The organism is Vibrio sp. Vb0888, assembly GCF_033338835.1.
GTDB lineage: Bacteria > Pseudomonadota > Gammaproteobacteria > Enterobacterales > Vibrionaceae > Vibrio > Vibrio alginolyticus.
Genome location: NZ_JAWOTL010000027.1, coordinates 1 through 18,638 on the forward strand (window position 1 = coordinate 1; position 18,638 = coordinate 18,638).

Annotated in this window: 16 protein-coding genes; 8 read left to right on the plus strand and 8 right to left on the minus strand. The window is 44.5% G+C overall.

Annotated elements, in window-relative coordinates; translation table 11 throughout:
* Positions 1 to 246: 246 nt before the first annotated feature.
* A complete protein-coding gene (locus R7P72_RS21905) occupies positions 247 to 927 on the minus strand; it encodes a DUF3334 family protein (protein WP_005388843.1) in 681 nt (226 codons plus the stop codon).
* Between the two features lie 263 nt (positions 928 to 1,190).
* Here R7P72_RS21905 and R7P72_RS21910 point away from each other — a divergent pair, with 263 nt between their 5' ends.
* The gene (locus R7P72_RS21910; protein ID WP_213907085.1) at positions 1,191 to 4,226 is read left to right on the plus strand and encodes an FAD-binding and (Fe-S)-binding domain-containing protein; all 3,036 of its coding nucleotides are present in this window, start codon (positions 1,191 to 1,193) and stop codon (positions 4,224 to 4,226) included.
* Between the two features lie 73 nt (positions 4,227 to 4,299).
* Positions 4,300 to 4,761: a methyltransferase family protein gene (locus tag R7P72_RS21915; protein ID WP_033905135.1), complete on the plus strand. Its 462-nt coding sequence runs from the start codon at positions 4,300 to 4,302 to the stop codon at positions 4,759 to 4,761.
* A gap of 110 nt (positions 4,762 to 4,871) precedes the next feature.
* On the opposite strand, the gene R7P72_RS21920 is transcribed toward R7P72_RS21915, so the two are convergent.
* The 6 genes from R7P72_RS21920 to hutC all read right to left on the minus strand — a co-directional run bounded on the left by R7P72_RS21920 (position 4,872) and on the right by hutC (position 12,350).
* Positions 4,872 to 5,597, minus strand: coding sequence for a DUF3581 domain-containing protein (locus R7P72_RS21920; protein WP_017821813.1), 726 nt, complete (start codon positions 5,595 to 5,597; stop codon positions 4,872 to 4,874).
* 335 nt (positions 5,598 to 5,932) lie between these two features.
* Complete coding sequence (gene hutH / locus R7P72_RS21925) at positions 5,933 to 7,468, minus strand: histidine ammonia-lyase (protein ID WP_017634855.1); 1,536 nt, start codon at positions 7,466 to 7,468, stop codon at positions 5,933 to 5,935.
* An 11-nt stretch (positions 7,469 to 7,479) separates the two neighbouring features.
* Positions 7,480 to 9,177, minus strand: coding sequence for a urocanate hydratase (gene hutU / locus R7P72_RS21930; RefSeq protein WP_176310896.1), 1,698 nt, complete (start codon positions 9,175 to 9,177; stop codon positions 7,480 to 7,482).
* Between the two features lie 73 nt (positions 9,178 to 9,250).
* Entirely contained in the window at positions 9,251 to 10,261 is a 1,011-nt protein-coding gene (hutG, locus tag R7P72_RS21935) for a formimidoylglutamase (RefSeq protein ID WP_005377946.1), read from the minus strand.
* Position 10,262: 1 nt separating this feature from the next.
* On the minus strand, positions 10,263 to 11,513 hold the full coding sequence (gene hutI, locus R7P72_RS21940; RefSeq protein WP_158159626.1) for an imidazolonepropionase: 1,251 nt from the start codon (positions 11,511 to 11,513) through the stop codon (positions 10,263 to 10,265).
* 129 nt (positions 11,514 to 11,642) lie between these two features.
* A complete protein-coding gene (gene hutC, locus R7P72_RS21945; RefSeq protein WP_005385493.1) occupies positions 11,643 to 12,350 on the minus strand; it encodes a histidine utilization repressor in 708 nt (235 codons plus the stop codon).
* 248 nt (positions 12,351 to 12,598) lie between these two features.
* On the opposite strand from hutC, the gene R7P72_RS21950 reads away from it, so the two are divergent.
* Positions 12,599 to 13,342 (plus strand): sporulation protein, encoded by a 744-nt coding sequence (locus R7P72_RS21950; RefSeq protein WP_213896030.1) that lies wholly within the window; start codon positions 12,599 to 12,601, stop codon positions 13,340 to 13,342.
* Positions 13,343 to 13,348: 6 nt separating this feature from the next.
* On the opposite strand, the gene R7P72_RS21955 is transcribed toward R7P72_RS21950, so the two are convergent.
* Entirely contained in the window at positions 13,349 to 14,326 is a 978-nt protein-coding gene (locus R7P72_RS21955; protein WP_005377942.1) for a DUF3187 family protein, read from the minus strand.
* Between the two features lie 389 nt (positions 14,327 to 14,715).
* On the opposite strand from R7P72_RS21955, the gene thrS reads away from it, so the two are divergent.
* From thrS to R7P72_RS21980, 5 genes are all read left to right on the plus strand, one after another.
* Positions 14,716 to 16,644, plus strand: coding sequence for a threonine--tRNA ligase (gene thrS / locus R7P72_RS21960; protein ID WP_005395892.1), 1,929 nt, complete (start codon positions 14,716 to 14,718; stop codon positions 16,642 to 16,644).
* 3 nt (positions 16,645 to 16,647) lie between these two features.
* Positions 16,648 to 17,199, plus strand: coding sequence for a translation initiation factor IF-3 (gene infC / locus R7P72_RS21965; RefSeq protein WP_080276913.1), 552 nt, complete (start codon positions 16,648 to 16,650; stop codon positions 17,197 to 17,199).
* A gap of 120 nt (positions 17,200 to 17,319) precedes the next feature.
* A complete protein-coding gene (rpmI, locus tag R7P72_RS21970) occupies positions 17,320 to 17,514 on the plus strand; it encodes a 50S ribosomal protein L35 (protein ID WP_005377932.1) in 195 nt (64 codons plus the stop codon).
* A gap of 40 nt (positions 17,515 to 17,554) precedes the next feature.
* On the plus strand, positions 17,555 to 17,908 hold the full coding sequence (gene rplT, locus R7P72_RS21975; protein WP_004727974.1) for a 50S ribosomal protein L20: 354 nt from the start codon (positions 17,555 to 17,557) through the stop codon (positions 17,906 to 17,908).
* A gap of 189 nt (positions 17,909 to 18,097) precedes the next feature.
* Positions 18,098 to 18,415, plus strand: coding sequence for a heavy metal-binding domain-containing protein (locus tag R7P72_RS21980; RefSeq protein WP_005377919.1), 318 nt, complete (start codon positions 18,098 to 18,100; stop codon positions 18,413 to 18,415).
* The last annotated feature ends 223 nt before the right edge of the window (positions 18,416 to 18,638 follow it).

Sequence of the window (18,638 nt, forward strand, 5' to 3'; positions counted from 1 at the left end):
CACTTGGCGATTTTTTTCAGAGCTTTTTGTTTATCCATCGACAACCAGTAACGAAAGCAGAAAATTTATGAAGTCAGACATATTACCTTTTTTGACATAAAAACGAAATACAAGGTGGGACTGAAGATAATTTCAGCACATAAAAAGAAGCCTCGCATTAAGCGAGGCTGGCGTTTTAGTTCGTTGTAATCAGTATGAAGTCGTACTTGTGTCTAAGAAGCCATTCTTCATTAAGATTCGTTAGAATTACAACCCGAGCTGGTTGAGCAAGTCATCGGCATCATCGTTTGATCCCGACGATTTAGATTCTTTCTCAGCCAACTGTTTACGTGTTGCCTCTAAAATGTCGTCTGGGTTTTCGTCTTCAGCAACTTCAAACTCTTCCAGTTGGATGAACTCAGTTTTATCCATTGCTAGTTCGAGATAGAAAATATTGTTGTTTTCGGTGGAGAACGTCACTCTGCGCGCTTGAGGGCGGTCAAGGTTGGTATCAACTTGTAAGATAACTTGCTTATTCAGCGCCAGCATTTTTGGTTGGTTTTGTGTGATGTTCGTTTGCAGGTCTTTACGAATTTTATTAGTGAAGTCTCCGACCAGTTGATTCATGAGTTCACCCAGAACATCGCCTACCTCGTCAGAAGTATGAGATATTGCCAGTTCTTCTTCTGGCATGCCCATATTACGCATGTAGTTGGTGTAGATCTCCAGTGCGGCTTTTGCCGTAAAATTAATCACAACTAGCCCGGTAAATCCGCCATCAAACAGAACAAAACAGCCAAAATCTGGTTTGAGGCTAGTCTTGTGGATTTTTTGCACCATTGCTGAATAATTTACTTGAGAAGATGTCGCCGAAGTAAGTACGCCAGAAACAGACTGGCAAAGTTTGAGAAGGATATCTTCAGTGGTCACAATTTTATTTTTTTTCATTCTGAAAACTCATCTAGAAACGCGATTCGTTCCCCAATGTAAGGCATCAAGCGTGAAAAAATAAAGCATAAGTTTAATTATTGTATCGAGATTCTGATTTGCTCGTCTTTTTAAATGTTGTAAAGTGACGAAATTCAAAGAATATTACTTCACTAACTCTTTTGTGGTGTTTTTTTTCGCTTAGCGCCAATTTGTATGAGAAGTGAGCAAATAATTACACAACCCGCAGCTGATCGGATCAGCGTCGTAGGGGCAGGAAGCAAATGTTACCAAGATTACACTCGCAAACTGATGTCGATCCTCTTGTTCTTAGTTTTCTGAAAGAGCTTGAGCACGCCGGATTCACTGGTGATATCGAAAGCCAATATTCAAGTCGACTAGCGGTTGCCACTGACAACAGTGTTTACCAGCAACTTCCTCAGTCTGTCGTTCATCCCAAAACGACAGAAGATGTTTCTCTCCTCGGGAAACTGAGCAATAAAGAAAAGTACGAACGAATTACCTTTTCACCTCGTGGTGGCGGCACGGGGACCAATGGTCAGTCGCTAACCAAAGGTATTGTGGTGGATATGTCTCGCCACATGAACAAAGTGCTTGAGATTAATGAGAAAGAAGGCTGGGTTCGTGTACAAACTGGTGTAGTGAAAGACCAGTTAAATGACGCAGTTCGCCCTTATGGCTACTTCTTCTCTCCAGACTTATCTACCAGTAACCGTGCAACGATTGGCGGCATGGTCAACACCGATGCTTCTGGTCAAGGTTCTCTGAAATACGGAAAAACATCCGATCATGTTTTGTCGCTACAAGCGGTGTTTGCTGATGGCTCAGTTTTAGAATCAGACCTGTCCAACGGCTACCCAAAAGAAGACGAGTTTGCTGCCAAGGCGCTACGTGTAACGGAATTCGTATGTCGTGAAAAACGCCAGCAGATCGTAGATAAGTTTCCTCCTCTTAACCGCTTTTTAACGGGCTACGATTTAAAAAATGCCTTGAATGAAGACGGTGACCGTTTCGATATCACACGAGTACTTTGCGGCGCGGAAGGTTCATTGGCATTTATTACCGAAGCAAAGCTGAACCTGACGCCAATTCCGAAAGCGCGTACGTTGGTTAACGTTAAATACAACAGCTTTGATTCTGCACTGCGTAATGCACCGTTTATGGTAGAAGCGAAAGCGCTGTCTGTAGAAACCGTTGACTCAAAAGTGCTTAATCTCGCGAAGCAAGATATCGTTTGGCACACCGTGAGCGATTTACTTACCGATGTTCCAAATAAAGAGATGCTTGGCATCAATATGGTGGAATACGCAGGTCAGGACGAAGAGGAAGTTGCTGCTCAGGTTGCAGCGTTGACCGCCAAGCTCGATACCATGTTGGAAACAGAAGAAGCGGGCATTATCGGCTACCAAGTTTGTAACGATGTAGCGAGCATTGGGCGTATTTACAACATGCGTAAAAAAGCGGTGGGTTTGTTAGGCGCAGCAAAAGGTCGTGCTAAACCGGTCGCATTCGCTGAAGATACCTGTGTGCCACCAGAAAACCTGGCGGACTTTATTGTAGAGTTTCGAGAACTGTTAGACAGCAAGTCTCTGAATTACGGCATGTTTGGTCACGTCGATGCTGGGGTGCTTCACGTACGTCCTGCGTTGGATTTGTGTGACCCGCACCAAGAAGCATTGATGCACGAAGTGTCTGATGAAGTGGTCAAGCTGGTGGCGAAATACGGTGGTTTGATGTGGGGTGAACACGGCAAAGGTTTCCGTTCAGAATATGGCCCTGAGTTTTTCGGCGACGAGTTGTTTACTGAACTGAGACGTGTGAAAGCGGCATTCGATCCACACAACAAAATGAACCCGGGCAAAATCTGTACACCGCTGGATAGTGATGCAGAGCTTGTCAAAGTTACCGATACCAAACGTGGTTACTATGACCGTCAGATTGACGTTCAAGTACGTGACAGCTTTAAACAAGCGATGGAATGTAACGGTAACGGTTTGTGTTTTAACTATGATACCAGCTCGCCAATGTGTCCATCGATGAAAGTAACAGCCGATCGTCGTCATTCACCAAAAGGTCGTGCAGGTTTGGTTCGTGAGTGGTTGCGTCAGCTTACTGAGCAAGGCATTGATATTCTTGACTTAGAAAAACAAACACTAGAAAACAAAACATCAATCAAAACCATGATTGACCGCGTACGTCATTCTATCAATCGTCGTCACGAGTATGACTTCTCTCACGAAGTGTATGAAGCGATGAATGGTTGTTTGGCGTGTAAAGCGTGTGCGAGTCAGTGTCCGATTAAAGTCGATGTTCCGAGCTTTCGCTCGCGCTTTTTAAACATCTATCACTCTCGTTACCAACGTCCTGCAAAAGACTATCTGGTTGCGAACATTGAGACTATGCTGCCGATGATGGCGAAAGCGCCAGGTGTCGTAAATGGTGTTTTGAAGCAGTCGTGGGTGAAAAGTTTAACGGCATCTACGGTCGGGTATGTCGATGCGCCGTTGTTATCAGTACCCACCTTGAAACAACGAGTAGAGTCGCTGACAACGCCTTATGATCTGCAAGCGCTCAGTGGTTTGTCTTCGTCTGAAAAGAGCAAGCATGTTTTAATTGTTCAAGACCCATTCACTAGTTACTACGACGCTGATGTCGTTGAAGACTTCGTTAAGTTATTGAAAAAGCTGGGTATGAATCCGGTGCTTCTGCCGTTTAAGCCGAATGGTAAAGCACAACACATTAAAGGGTTTTTACGTCAGTTTAAGGACACAGCAGCCGACACAGCGAAGTTCTTGGCGATGGTAGCGGATCTGGATATTCCATTAGTTGGCGTCGATCCTGCTTTGGTGCTGTGTTATCGAGATGAATACGCTGAAGTGCTTGGCAGTAAGCGAGGTAATTTCGATGTACTAACAGCCCACGAATGGCTTTACCCAAGACTAGAAGCGTTTGAAAGCGGAGAGCATAAGGCGCAGGAACCTTGGTATCTGTTTGCGCACTGTACTGAAAAAACCAAAATGCCAAATGCGGAAAAAGAGTGGGGCGCTATTTTTGCTCACTTTGGTGCAGTTTTGAATACGGTACCTGTTGGTTGTTGTGGTATGGCGGGTACGTTTGGTCATGAGGTTGATAAGTTGTCGATGTCGAAAGACATTTACAATTTAAGCTGGAAGCCAAGCTTAGATAAGTTGGATAGCGAGAGATGTTTGATTACAGGCTATTCTTGCCGCAGCCAAGTGAAACGCTTTGAAGGAACGAAGCCCAAGCATCCCGTTCAGGCATTGTTAACTTTGTTGTAATCGGACTAAATCAAGCCCAGTTTTACTGGGCTTTTTAGAAACCGTACTTAGACCCTTTCAAAGGATATGAATCTTGAGAAAACTTGAACTCAAAGTCCCACCTGTTGCGGTGTTTTTGCTAGTCATACTTTTGATGTACGGACTTAAAGTTTTGACGCCGAGCATGAACATTCGAGTCCCCTTTGTTGAATTTGTAGTAGGTGTATTAACTTTGTTGTCTGGCTACATGGGCATTGCTGGCGTGTATGAATTTCGCAAAGTAAAAACCACAGTGAACCCAGTAAAACCTGAAGCGGCATCTTCTGTTGTAAGAACTGGTGTGTTTGCCTTTTCACGCAACCCTATGTACACGGCATTATTGCTTCTAATCATAGCAACTGGTTTGTGGTGGCAGCACTTGAGTGTGGTGCTTTGTGGCGTGATATTTGTCAGTTATATGAATCGGTTTCAAATCAAGCCTGAGGAACGCGTTTTAGAGCGATTGTTTGGTGAAGAGTATGTGGATTATAAAAACCATGTTCGTCGTTGGCTCTAAGCATTGCGTTTAGTTTTGTTTGGATGAGACATAAAAAGAAAGCCCAACGGTCGACGTTGGGCTTTCTTTTAGTAAACACGTTTTTTGTGCGCTTCTGATAGGGCAGTCGACTAGGCTGCCTTAACGAACTTTGCTAGGAATGCATCCTTACGTTCATTAAAGCGGCGTACAAGGTCGTCAACCGCTTCTTGGTCATATGGCTTCAAGCCACTTGCAACCATGCGCTTAATACCTTTACCAACGACTTCACCGTCTTCTTTGAACGCAAAGTTTAAGGTGACTACACCTCGTTTTCCTTCTACGTCGAATGTTGCGCCAGTGAAATCCACCTCTGGATGCGTAAGGTCTAAGCGTGAAAATTCGACTTCCATGCTTTCATAAATAACTAATGGACGCTGGCAGTTAATCATCATTTGCTTCTCTTCCATAAGAGGAACCATGATGTGGGGGAAGTTCATACCAGAAAATTGCACGTAATTTGTCACTACATGCTCAATAAATGCCGGATCGTGGTTAGTTTCACCTTCACGGGACATGTGTAAGTATTCTTTACCTGCCTCGTCAACAACAGCGCTTTCTTTGTCACACTTATTTTCAATATGAAGTGCTACACCATCGTTTACCATGCCAGAGAAGTTAAAACGCATCTTTTGGCTAACGCCTTCTTTACTAAGAAGCACAGCGAAAAGTAAATCCCCAGGGACACAAAAGCGTTTGTTGTCTTCATCATGAATTGGGTTGTAGTCACCTGCGACACGTTTTGCAAAGTGGCTTGCTTGTTCGCGAGTGAACTGAAACTGGTGATTAGTGTTTGAAAAATAAGGTGTTAGAAACATAATTTTTACGTAGTAACCAAAACTGTGTGGGATTATATGCGAATATCTGCGTAGCAATGGTCCATCCAGTGAAAACTTCACCGTATCCTAACAATAAGACACTATTTCGGCGGATAAACCGTTAAAAACGCATACTTTAGCAACGCTTTTATTTGTTAAAACAATAAACAACGACCTTTTCGCTCGCCTATCTTGTAAAGTATAGCCATCAAAGTAGACAGGTGTTCATAAATAGTGCCATCAATATGTTTAATCGTATATAAAAAGGCTCCACGCAGAACGTAGAGCCTTCAATTCATCATCTTTTTATTCGGTGAAATGCCAGTTATGCTTAATTATTGAACACTGGGTAACAAGCTCTCTGGCATGAGCGTGTTGTGGATAGCCAGCTTAAGCAGAGTGTTTGCCTGTTCAATGTCTGGAGCAAAGTAGCGATCTTTATCGTAGAACGATACTTTTTCACGCAACATTTGTTTCGCAATCTCAATACGCTCAGAGGACTTGTTTGGCGCTCTAAAGTCTAGGCCTTGTGCTGCTGAGAGGTACTCGACAGCCAGAATACCGCGAGTGTTTTCGCCCATTTCTTTCAATCTGCGAGCCGCGAATGTTGCCATTGACACGTGATCTTCTTGGTTTGCAGATGTTGGCAAGCTGTCTACTGACGCTGGGTGAGCGAGCGTTTTGTTTTCACTTGCTAACGCAGCAGAGGTCACCTGAGCGATCATGAAACCAGAGTTCACACCACCATTGTCGACTAAGAACGGTGGCAGTTTTGATAGCGCGCTATCGATAAGTAATGCCATACGACGTTCAGACAAGCTGCCGATCTCGGCAATCGCAAGTGCTAGGTTGTCGGCTGCCATTGCAACAGGCTCCGCGTGGAAGTTACCGCCAGAGATGATGTCACCATCTTCAGCAAACACCAACGGATTATCTGATACGGAGTTCGCTTCTACTTGTAGTACTTCCGCCGCATTGCGGATTTGCTGTAAACACGCACCCATCACTTGAGGCTGACAGCGCAAAGAATACGGGTCTTGTACTTTTTCACAGTTAGTGTGCGAATCACCTATTTCACTCGATGTGTCTAACAAATGACGGTATGCGAGTGCTGCGTCCATTTGGCTGCGATGACCACGTACACGGTGAATGCGCGGATCGAATGGACGTCGGCTGCCGAGAGCGGCTTCAACAGACATTGCACCACAAACGGTTGCTGACGCGAAAAGGTCTTCCGCGATAAACAGGCCTTCCAATGCGAACGCTGTGGATGCCTGAGTCCCATTTAGTAGCGCTAAGCCTTCTTTTGGCGCCAGAGTGATAGGCTCTAGACCTGCGATTTTTAAAGCTTCTTGCCCGGAAATGATATTACCGTTGTGGCGAGCTTGTCCTTCTCCCAGTAATACTGTGCTCATATGGGCTAGAGGAGCTAAGTCACCTGATGCGCCAACAGAGCCCTTTTTAGGTACGCAAGGGTAAACTTGTGCGTTGACTAGGTCGGTCAGCATATTAATGACTTTTAGGCGAATCCCAGAAAAGCCACGAGACAGACTATTGATTTTTAATACCATCATCAGACGAACCGTTTCATCTGACATAAACTCACCGATACCTGCCGCATGAGAGAGAACGATACTGCGTTGCAGTGTTTCTAAATCTTCTGGTGCTATTCGTGTGTTAGCCAATAGCCCAAAACCAGTGTTAATTCCGTAAACCGTTCGATCTTCCGCGATGACTCGGTCTACGACCTGTGTGCTTTCTTCAATGGCCGGAATGGCTTCAGGATCCAAAGTAAGGTTGACTGGTGAACGGCTCACTTGGCGTAGTTCGTTTAAGCTAATATGACCTGGCTTTAGCGTTAAATTTAACATCTCTTTCATCCTTACTTGAGCTTCTTCAGTTCTTCGTTGAGCATTGGCAAATCTAGCCCTTGCTCTGCTGCACATTGTTTAGCGATATCGTATCCCGCATCAGCATGACGCATCACGCCTGTTGCTGGGTCGTTATGCAGCACGCGGGCAATACGTTCTGAGGCATCTTCACTGCCGTCACAGCAGATAACCATACCTGAGTGTTGCGAGAAGCCCATACCTACGCCACCACCGTGGTGTAGTGAAACCCAAGTTGCGCCGCCCGCCGTGTTGAGTAGCGCGTTTAATAATGGCCAGTCTGATACGGCGTCAGAACCGTCCATCATACCTTCGGTTTCACGGTTCGGGCTTGCTACAGAGCCAGAGTCTAAGTGGTCTCGACCAATGACAACGGGCGCCTTAAGTTCGCCATTTTTCACCATTTCGTTGAATGCTTGACCAAGACGCTCACGATCTTTAAGACCAACCCAGCAAATACGCGCAGGTAAACCTTGGAACTGGATGCGTTCGCGAGCCATATCTAGCCAGTTATGTAAGTGCGGATTATCTGGAATTAGCTCTTTTACTTTTTGGTCGGTTTTATAAATGTCCTCAGGATCGCCAGAGAGAGCAGCCCAACGGAAAGGACCGATACCTTCACAGAATAGAGGACGAATGTAGGCTGGAACGAAGCCAGGGAAATCAAATGCGTTTTCTATGCCTTCTTCCAAGGCCATCTGGCGGATGTTGTTGCCATAGTCGAGTGTTGCGGCGCCGCGATTTTGCAGCTCTAACATCGCTTGAACTTGCACAGCCATGGATTTTTTCGCGGCTTTTACGACCATTGCTTCATCTTGCAAACGCATTTCTGCTGCGTGAGACATGCTCCAGCCTTGTGGTAAATAGCCATTGAGCGGGTCGTGTGCAGACGTTTGGTCTGTTACGACATCAGGCGTGATATTACGTTCTACCAGCTCAGAGAAAACGTCTGCTGCATTACCTAGTAGGCCAACCGATATTGGTGTGTCTGACTCTTTAATGATAGCTAGCGCTTCATCTAAAGAAGTCGCTTTCTTATCGACATAGCCTGTACGTAGGCGGTAATCGATACGTGATTCATCACACTCTACTGCAATCATGGAGAAGCCCGCCATTGTACCAGCGAGAGGTTGAGCACCACCCATGCCACCGAGACCACCTGTTAGAATCCAACGGCCCTTTGCTTCACCGTCAAAGTGTTTTTTTGCAACAGATACGAACGTTTCGTATGTGCCTTGTACGATACCTTGCGATCCAATGTATATCCAGCTGCCAGCGGTCATTTGGCCGTACATCATCAAGCCTTGTTTATCTAGCTCGTTGAAGTGTTCCCAGTTTGCCCAATGCGGAACAAGGTTTGAGTTTGCGATAAGCACGCGTGGGGCATTTTTATGAGTAGGGAAAACACCAACAGGCTTGCCTGATTGAACTAAAAGCGTTTGGTCATCTTCGAGTCTTTCAAGTACTTCAACAATCTTGTCGTAACATTCCCAGTTTCGCGCTGCTCGGCCAATGCCGCCATATACAACCAGTGAATGTGGATGTTCTGCAACATCAGGATCAAGGTTGTTCATCAGCATACGAAGAGGGGCTTCGGTTAGCCAAGATTTTGCGCGCAGTTTATCTCCGTGAGGTGCACGAATTGTTCTGCTTGTATCAAGTCGTGGATCTTGTCCCTGGCGCTGTGTCATTTCAGACTCCTTTAGTTTCTCGTGATGACCAAGTACTTGCTTGGTCGTAATAATCAGTGGCATCTGGGATGCATTATGGTTTGTGCTGTTTTTCCGCCATCGCGTTGGCGATATCCCAACACAAACGGGCAGCTAATCGTGCAGTTTGACTATCGACGTCATAATTTGGGTTGTATTCGGCGATATCAGCCAGCATTAGCTTATTTTTGTAATGAAGAATTCGCTCTAAAAAGGGTGCAATAGTGTCGTAACTCACTCCCCGAGCTGCTGGTGCGCTGACTCCAGGTGCGGTTGCGGCAGGAAATACATCTAGATCAATGGTCAAATAGAGGTAGTCACAGTCGTCAATAAAATGCTGAAGCTGAGTTAAGTGATAACTGTGGTTTAAGTAGCAGAGCTGATTGTCCTCTACATACCAAACATTTAACGCATCTGCTTTTTCAAATAGCGCTTTAGTGTTGCTACTACGGCTTACACCAATACAAGCGTAATGAAAGTCCCAATCGTTACGTTGACAAAAATGATGAATTTGGTTGAAGGGTGTACCAGAGCTTGGTCTTATGTCGGCGAGGTTACTCTCAAATGCGCGCAAATCGAAATGCGCATCGAAATTGATAATGCCGATTTTAGGTTTCTTCTCTGGATAGTGCTCTTTAAAATACCCCGCTAAGCCGGAAAAGGAGGCCCACGCAATCTCATGCCCACCACCCAGCACGATGACTGGCGTATGGGGCAGTGCGCTTGAAATGGTTGCTGCACATAGAGCTTGGCTCTCTTCCAGTAAGTCGTCTTCACACACCACAGTACCTAAGTCATATAGTGGGGCGTCTTGGTGCCATGCTAAATTAGCGAGTGCTCGTCGGATTAAGTCTGGCGCTTTTTTCGCGCCAATGCGTCCTTTGTTTCGCGCAACGCCAGCGTCGGTAGCAAAACCGAGTAATGAGACGCCATGCGCAACGGCACTCAACTCATCTGCTTTTTGGCGTTGAACAACGTGATGAATTCGCTGACCAAGCTTGCCGTCCTCGGCATCATGACGGCCTTGCCAATGAAATAGGGGAGAGTGTAGGTCGAATTGAGACATATTATTGGCCTCCGTGTGAAATGTATTCACCATTTACTATACGACCTACCAGACGTTTTGCTCCGACTTGATAGCTTAAATCCGCAGGGCTTTCGATATCCCATATAGAGAAGTCCGCATCAAACCCTACTTTGATTTCGCCACGTGAGTTTTGATAACCCAGAGCTTTGGCTGCATGTTGCGTTACACCACGCAGTGCTTCTTGCGGTGTAAGGCGAAATAGCGTGCACGCCATATTCAGCATGAGTGTGAGATCAGAAAATGGTGATGTACCTGGGTTGACGTCCGTAGCAATTGCCATCGGCACGTTATGCTCTCTCAACAACTCAATCGGTGGTAACTGAGTTTCTCTTAGAAAATAAAAAGCGCCAGGCAATAGAGTGGCGACGGTGTTTGATCGAGCAAGTGCTTTAACACCTTGCTCATCTAAAAACTCGATGTGATCCGCTGACAGACCGTTGTATTGCGCAGTGAGGGCTGTACCACCGAGATTAGAAAGTTGCTCAGTATGCCCTTTAACCTTTAAGCCGTGGCGTTTTGCAGCTACAAACACTTTTTCTGTTTGTTCAAGATTGAAACCAATCGATTCACAAAAAATATCGACACTCGTAGCTAATTCTTCCTTTGCGACAACAGGGATTATGTCCTGACAAATGTGCTCAATATAATCATCTGCACGACCTTGAAACTCTGGCGGAATAGCGTGAGCGGCGAGAAGTGTAGTCGTGATTTTAACTTTGCGCTCTTGCTCTAGCATTTTGGCGGCACGGAGCATTTTTATTTCATCATTCAGTGTCAATCCATAGCCAGATTTCACCTCGACAGAAGTGACGCCACTCGCGAGTAACCCATCTAAACGTGGTAACGCTAACTCAACTAGTTGTGCTTCGGTTGCAGAGCGTGTCGCATGTACCGTTGAGAGAATCCCGCCGCCTTGTTTGGAAATTTCTTGATATGGCACGCCGTTTAAGCGCATTTCAAATTCGTTGGCACGATTGCCCGCGTAAATAAGATGAGTGTGGCAGTCGATCAAACCTGGCAGAACTAACTGGCCTTGAAGATCGATACTCTGAGGGTAATGTTGGGCAGACAACAGAGACTCGGTTTGCGGTGCGTCTTCACCAATGGCACAGGTACTGATCGCAACGATTTTTCCAGATTGAATACCAATGCGCGCTGGAGGCGTTGGAAGGTATCCGCATTCTCCCGATTGCATGGTAACTAGACGTGCGTTTTCAATCAGCAAATCCATGTTTGTGTCCCTGTGTTTATTTGTATCATTAAATGTATATACAAATAAATAGAGCAAAATAAGAACACTGACAAGATTGATGTTGCTAAAATGTGATCAAAACGTAGATCTAGAGGATAAATCTTGTCCTTAAATGAGCACTTTTGAGCTCAGCTTATATTTGTTACCAGGGTGATAAAGTAGGGCGGTACTGACTAACTTATCTTGGCTCCACGTTCTGCGATTCAAGAGAAGGCAAGGTTCATTGGCTTGCATTTTTAAGTCTTGCTTAATACGGCTTTCAGGCACAATTGCCTCTACAGTATGTTCTATCGCGCTGAGTGGGCAATTATCTGACAGGTATTGATTTGGAGTGATTTGTGTGAAGTCTTGATTTAAATAACTCGGCGCATATTGGCTATTCACCCAGCGGAGCTCCAATTGAATCGGCGTTTGGTCTTCATAGTGAATAATTTCACTGTAAAACACTGTCGTGCCTAACATAACGCCGAGTTTTGTCGCAATGTTGTCATCTGCTTTTATAGCAATCTGTTTGAGCACTTTACTGCCATACTTTCGCCCTCTATCGCTGACTTCTTCGGCAATGTTTCGAATGTCTAGCAGGGGAGATTCTGACTTTTCACCAGGATCACACACGAACGTGCCTAAGCGTGGGCGACGTTGTAATCGGCCCTCATTTACTAAATCCCGAATTGCTTTGTTCACTGTCATTCTACTGACACCAAATTGCTCGGTAAGCTCAATCTCGGTGGCGATGCGATGACCAACTACCCACTCTCCGGCATCAATTTTATCCAGGATAAATTGTTTAATTTGAATGTAGAGTGGTGCAGACATAATCATTTTCCTTTATTTGACTATACAAATACTGCTTAATTTAGGTACAAATTGCAAACATTTCTCGACGAATGTACCGCTTAGTGACCGAGCAATCCTATTGCAGAGCTGAATGACTCTTGCTGCTGAGCATTATTTGGATTGATGATTGAATTCAAACATTTTCTTGTGGTCTATTGCTTGCACAGCAGAAAACAATTGTGTAAACAAACGATTATTAGAAGAAAAATCGCTAAAAAAGGAAAAGTATGTTTAAAAAATTGAAAGCATCACTGGGGATCGGCTCTGCAAAAGTAGATACCACTTTGGACGAAATGAGCGTGTTTCAAGGAGCGACGCTGAAAGGGCATGTTCATATCAAAGGCGGAGACGTCGAACAACAAATTGATGCTATTACGATTAAATTGAACACGGAAATGAAAGTCGAAGTGGATGATAGCGTAAGTTACCAAACCTTCACTATTGATCAATTGAAAGCAGTTGACCCTTTTGTGATTCAACCTAATGAAGAAAAGCAGGTTCCGTTTGAGCTAAAACTGCATGATGAAACGCCAATTACTGCGGTTAGCGCACTTAAGAATCAATGTCATGTTTGGGTCGAGACGACGTTAGATATTGATTTTGCGATTGACCCGCGTGACCGTGACTATATTGAAGTGAAACCACTACCAGTAGCATCTCGGGTTATTCAAGCGATCGAGCAAGCTGGCTTCACTATGGTTAAAGCCGATGTTGAAAAAGGCTTTTTGCGCGGTGGCTCGTTTGCCTCTCGCTCTGGTATTTATCAAGAGCTAGAGTTCCGTAACAGCGGCTTTATCTCATCAAAAGAAATTGAGCTCTCTTTTATTCTGGAAGGGCAGGTCATGCATTGTTTGGCAGAGATTGACCGTTCGCTCAGCTTGGCTGGTGACCAATATCGCTCGTTTACGTTGCCGATCAATGCAACCGATGCTCAAGTCGCTGCCGCAGTTACACCAACGCTAAATCTATAGCTCTCATCAACTTGATGAAAATATGTACCGATATCCTATTGTGAAAGCGATATCGGTACTGTTATCCATGTTTCTTGCGTTCTCTACGGCTAAAAACTCAAGCGCTGAATTTTCCATTAGATATCGATAGCCCAATACCAGTTCATTAGAGGCATCAGCAAACTCTGTGGGCCCTTCTGTTGAGCCTTGATACCAATGATATTCCAACATCAGGTGATGGTTATCTTCTAAGGCATAACGGTACCCACCCGCAATGGCAATCGTATTATGTCGATAGGGCAGATCGAGCAAGGCACGGTCATCCGAGCGAAAAGTCATGCCAATCATCGAATAAAATGCATGAGCATCACTTAAGTAGCTGTAGTTTAATTGGAAGCCTTGCTCGAAACTGCTACCTTGAAAAGTGCCGTGAGCCACATCGTTAAAATACAAACTGCCGCCAATCGATAGGCCGTGATGTTCATTTTGGAACACTTGATACTGTAAGTAAGTAGATAGGTTATTGGCCAGTGTTTGTCCTTCGAAATCATCTTCAAGCACATCATATTGCGGCATTGAAATGTAAAAACGATCTCTGTCTACTTTATCCCGCCCATTTTGTCCGATACCGAAAAGTTTATGGAAGCTTTTCGTCAGTCCATCTAAATGGTTGTCAGCGGCAAAGACCCATCGATAGTTGAGCTCCCACTGCCAACGGTTGCTGACTTGCCATTTGCTGCCTAATTCGATTTGATTGTGGTAATAATCCAGTGCGTATTCATCAGTATGAGCCCAAACACTTGCCACGGTTCCCGAACCATAGGCTTCGACAAAACCAGAGGGCAGACTGTGCCCTGAACGTAGTATGTTGGTGTGACTAACCACTTGCATTGGGGATTGTGCGTAAGAACGCAGCGGGCCATACAAGTCATTTGATGCGAAGGCTTGCAAAGAACATATCGAGGTGCTTAGAAGCACCATAAAGCGCGATTTGAAATAGACCATGATGAATACCTACATGCAAACTACTCTATAAAACAACTATATACCTAAATCGCACGTTGAGCTCTCGCCCAGCGTGTTAGGCTTTGTATCGGTTCACACGTAATAGGCGATATTGTAATTTGTTGTGTAAGTTCATTGAGGGGCAATTCCGTTGGTCCCTTAAAAGCATGATCAGATTGTCGTGACGGGTCTGCGGTTAAGTTCTTATGACAAAACAAAATCGCGCTTTGCATTCTAAATGTGAGCTAGGTACAATCCCATTTTCGATAACGGTCCGGTATTCGTGTTACCGAGAGGCCTTTATTGACTCTCAACTATTTTCAACAAATAGCTTCTAATTTGAATAACATGTGTTGCTTGGTGTGCAACACCACTGTAAAGGACATAGCATGCCTATTATTACTCTTCCTGACGGCAGTCAGCGTCAATTTGACAACCCAGTTTCTACTATGGAAGTTGCGCAATCGATCGGTCCTGGTCTTGCAAAAGCAACTATCGCTGGTCGTGTAAACGGTAACCGCGTTGATGCGTGTGATCTAATTGAAGAAGACGCAAGCCTTGAAATCATCACAGTTAAAGATGAAGTAGACGGTCTAGAAATCGTTCGTCACTCTTGTGCTCACCTTCTTGGTCACGCTCTTAAGCAGCTTTACCCTCAAGCTAAAATGGCGATCGGTCCAACCATCGACAATGGCTTCTACTACGATATCGACCTAGACGAATCTCTAACGCAAGAAGATCTTGAAAAGATTGAAAAGCGTATGAAAGAGCTAGCGAAAACCAAGTACGAAGTGGTTAAGAAAAAAGTAAGCTGGCAGGAAGCGCGTGATACGTTTGAATCACGTGGCGAACCATACAAAGTGGAAATCCTAGACGAAAACGTATCTCGTGATGATCGTCCAGGCCTTTACCACCATGAAGAATACATCGACATGTGTCGTGGTCCTCACGTTCCTAACATGAGCTTCTGTCAACACTTCACTTTGCTGAATGTTGCAGGTGCCTACTGGCGTGGTAACAGCGACAACAAAATGCTTCAACGTATCTACGGTACGGCTTTCCACGACAAGAAAGCACTGAAAGCGCACCTAACTCGCCTAGAAGAAGCGGCGAAGCGTGATCACCGTAAGATTGGTAAGCAACTAGACCTATTCCACATGCAGCAAGAAGCACCGGGTATGGTGTTCTGGCATCACAATGGTTGGTCTATCTTCCGTGATCTAGAAGTATTCATCCGCGCTAAGCTAGATGAGTACGGTTACCAAGAAGTGAAAGGTCCACTTATGATGGACCGTGTTCTTTGGGAACGCTCTGGGCACTGGGACAAATACGCTGATGCAATGTTCACAACTTCTTCTGAGAACCGTGAATACGCGATTAAGCCAATGAACTGTCCAGGTCACGTACAGATCTTCAACCAAGGTCTAAAATCGTACCGCGACCTACCGCTACGTATGGCTGAGTTTGGCTCATGTCACCGTAACGAACCATCTGGTGCACTACACGGTATTATGCGTGTACGTGGCTTTACTCAGGATGACGCTCACATTTTCTGTACTGAGAGCCAAATTCAAGAAGAAGTAACAAACTGTATCAAGATGGTGTACGATACGTACCAAACATTTGGTTTCGACAACATCGTAGTGAAACTGTCTACTCGTCCAGAGAAACGTGTAGGTTCAGATGAAATCTGGGATCAATCTGAAGAAGCATTGAAGCAGTCTCTTGAATCGATGGATATCCCATACGAAATTCAAGAAGGCGAGGGTGCGTTCTACGGTCCTAAGATTGAATTCACACTATACGATTGTCTAGACCGTGCGTGGCAGTGTGGTACTGTCCAGCTAGACTTCAACCTACCAGGTCGCTTAGGTGCAACTTATGTAGGTGAAAACAATGAACGTCTTGTACCGGTAATGATTCACCGTGCGATTCTAGGTTCACTAGAGCGCTTCATCGGTATCCTTATCGAAGAATATGCTGGTTTCTTCCCAACTTGGTTGGCGCCAGAACAAGCAGTTCTTATGAACATTACTGATAAACAGTCAGGTTATGTTCAAGAAATAGTACAAAAACTACAAAAAAGTGGAATTAGAGCTAAAGCGGACTTGAGAAATGAGAAGATTGGCTTTAAAATCCGCGAACATACTTTGAAGCGTGTACCGTATATGCTTGTTGTTGGTGACCAAGAAATGGAAGCTGGCGAAATTGCAGTGCGTACTCGTAAAGGTAAAGATCTTGGTAAATTTAAAGTGGATGATTTTATTGCATACATCCAAGACGAGATCTCTAGCCGTAAGCTCAATCTGGAGGAATAAGCTATTAAAGGCGGAAGACGTGGCCAACAGCCGGTAAAACAAAACCCGCACCGTATCAACGGTGAAATTCGTGGTATTCGTGAAGTTCGACTAACAGGCGCTGACGGTGAATCAGTTGGTGTTGTATCGATTCAAGAAGCCATTGCAGCTGCTGAAGAAGCTGGTATGGATCTCGTTGAGATCAGTCCTAACGCCGAGCCACCTGTTTGTCGTGTGATGGACTATGGTAAGTTCCTCTTCGAGAAGAGCAAAACTGCTAAAGAGCAGAAGAAGAAGCAAAAGCAGGTCCAGATCAAGGAAGTAAAATTCCGTCCTGGAACTGATATTGGAGACTATCAGGTAAAACTACGCAACCTGACGCGTTTCCTTGAAGAAGGCAACAAAGTGAAAGTAACAATTCGCTTCCGTGGCCGAGAGATGGCACACCAAGACATCGGTGTTGACGTTCTAAATCGTCTTAAGGAAGATACTGCAGAAATTGCTGTAGTTGAATCTTTCCCTAAGAAGATTGAAGGTCGCCAGATGATCATGGTGCTAGCCCCTAAAAAGAAGTAATTAACGGCTCATCAAGTAATTAAAACCTAGCCGCTTTCCTTTATATAAAGGCATATGGCTGGGTTTTGTTCGCCCTAATTACGTTGTTTATTAAACCTACTCAATGCGGAGTTATTCATCATGCCTAAGATGAAAACCAACAAAGGTGCTGCTAAGCGTTTTAAGAAAACTGCTGGTGGTATTAAGTACAAGCACGCTACAAAACGTCACATCCTGACTAAGCGTACTACTAAGAACAAGCGTCAACTACGTCCGAATGCAATCCTTCCAAAATGTGAAGTGGCTGCAGTAATCCGTATGTTGCCATACGCTTAATTCTTTTTAGTTATCAATCGTTTAGTTTAGGAGAAGCATAATGCCTCGCGTAAAACGTGGTGTACAAGCTCGTGCACGTCATAAGAAAGTTCTAAAACAAGCTAAAGGTTACTACGGTGCGCGTTCACGCGTTTACCGCGTAGCTTTCCAAGCAGTTACTAAAGCTGGTCAATACGCTTACCGTGACCGTCGCGCTAAGAAACGTCAATTCCGTCAACTATGGATTGCACGTATCAATGCGGCATCTCGTCAAAATGGTCTATCTTACAGCCGTTTCATCAACGGTCTTAAGAAAGCATCTATCGAGATCGACCGTAAGATCCTTGCGGACATCGCAGTATTCGACAAAGCTGCATTTGCAGTTCTAGTTGAAAAAGCGAAAGCTGCTCTTTAATTAGCAGTTTAGGATTAAGAGAAGGAGAGCATTAGCTCTCCTTTTTTATTGCTAAAATTTATACCCAAATGACTTTTAGCTTGGCTATTTAGAGTATTGTTTATCAGTCTTCTCAATTTATTGGTTAGCATCTTATGTTAGTTATAAGGTAGCTTGGGTATAAATTTTTACGTTTATAAGGGATTAAAAATGATCTACACAACGACCGAAAGCATTCCTGGCAAGCAGATCTCTGAAATCAGAGGGGTTGTAACTGGTAATGTTGTTCAATCAAAGCATATTGGCCGTGACCTCATGGCGGGTATTAAGAGCATTGTTGGCGGCGAAATTCGTGGTTACACGGAAATGATGACCGACGCGCGTGATATTGCTATACAGCGCATGGTGGCGGACGCTGAATCTAAAGGTGCCGATGCAATTGTAGGGATTCGATTTACCACAAGCTCAATCGTAGATGGTTCTTCGGAAATTTTGGCATTTGGTACTGCAGTGAAACTAGCGGACTAGTCTACTTGAATAGCATTGCAAAAATGCTAATAGAGAGCGGTGAATTATTATGCATTTACCGTTCTGTTCCTTTTAGGTTAATTATTCTAGATTTTTGCAGAGCGAATAGGTTTATATTCTCAACTTTACGTTACTATTAAAATTAATCACGACAATTTAGAGTGATTGCTTTACTTTTATTTTGCATATTATTTTATATCTATAATGAAATTGAATTCATATT

What these genes read in the sequence shown, in the direction of transcription:
- R7P72_RS21905 (WP_005388843.1), bottom strand. Translation starts at nt 927, where the DNA reads ATGAAAAAAAATAAAATTGTGACCACTGAAGATATCCTTCTCAAACTT.
- R7P72_RS21910 (WP_213907085.1), top strand. Translation starts at nt 1,191, where the DNA reads ATGTTACCAAGATTACACTCGCAAACTGATGTCGATCCTCTTGTTCTT.
- R7P72_RS21920 (WP_017821813.1), bottom strand. Translation starts at nt 5,597, where the DNA reads ATGTTTCTAACACCTTATTTTTCAAACACTAATCACCAGTTTCAGTTC.
- hutH (WP_017634855.1), bottom strand. Translation starts at nt 7,468, where the DNA reads ATGTTAAATTTAACGCTAAAGCCAGGTCATATTAGCTTAAACGAACTA.
- hutU (WP_176310896.1), bottom strand. Translation starts at nt 9,177, where the DNA reads ATGACACAGCGCCAGGGACAAGATCCACGACTTGATACAAGCAGAACA.
- hutG (WP_005377946.1), bottom strand. Translation starts at nt 10,261, where the DNA reads ATGTCTCAATTCGACCTACACTCTCCCCTATTTCATTGGCAAGGCCGT.
- hutI (WP_158159626.1), bottom strand. Translation starts at nt 11,513, where the DNA reads ATGGATTTGCTGATTGAAAACGCACGTCTAGTTACCATGCAATCGGGA.
- hutC (WP_005385493.1), bottom strand. Translation starts at nt 12,350, where the DNA reads ATGTCTGCACCACTCTACATTCAAATTAAACAATTTATCCTGGATAAA.
- R7P72_RS21950 (WP_213896030.1), top strand. Translation starts at nt 12,599, where the DNA reads ATGTTTAAAAAATTGAAAGCATCACTGGGGATCGGCTCTGCAAAAGTA.
- R7P72_RS21955 (WP_005377942.1), bottom strand. Translation starts at nt 14,326, where the DNA reads ATGGTCTATTTCAAATCGCGCTTTATGGTGCTTCTAAGCACCTCGATA.
- thrS (WP_005395892.1), top strand. Translation starts at nt 14,716, where the DNA reads ATGCCTATTATTACTCTTCCTGACGGCAGTCAGCGTCAATTTGACAAC.
- rpmI (WP_005377932.1), top strand. Translation starts at nt 17,320, where the DNA reads ATGCCTAAGATGAAAACCAACAAAGGTGCTGCTAAGCGTTTTAAGAAA.
- rplT (WP_004727974.1), top strand. Translation starts at nt 17,555, where the DNA reads ATGCCTCGCGTAAAACGTGGTGTACAAGCTCGTGCACGTCATAAGAAA.
- R7P72_RS21980 (WP_005377919.1), top strand. Translation starts at nt 18,098, where the DNA reads ATGATCTACACAACGACCGAAAGCATTCCTGGCAAGCAGATCTCTGAA.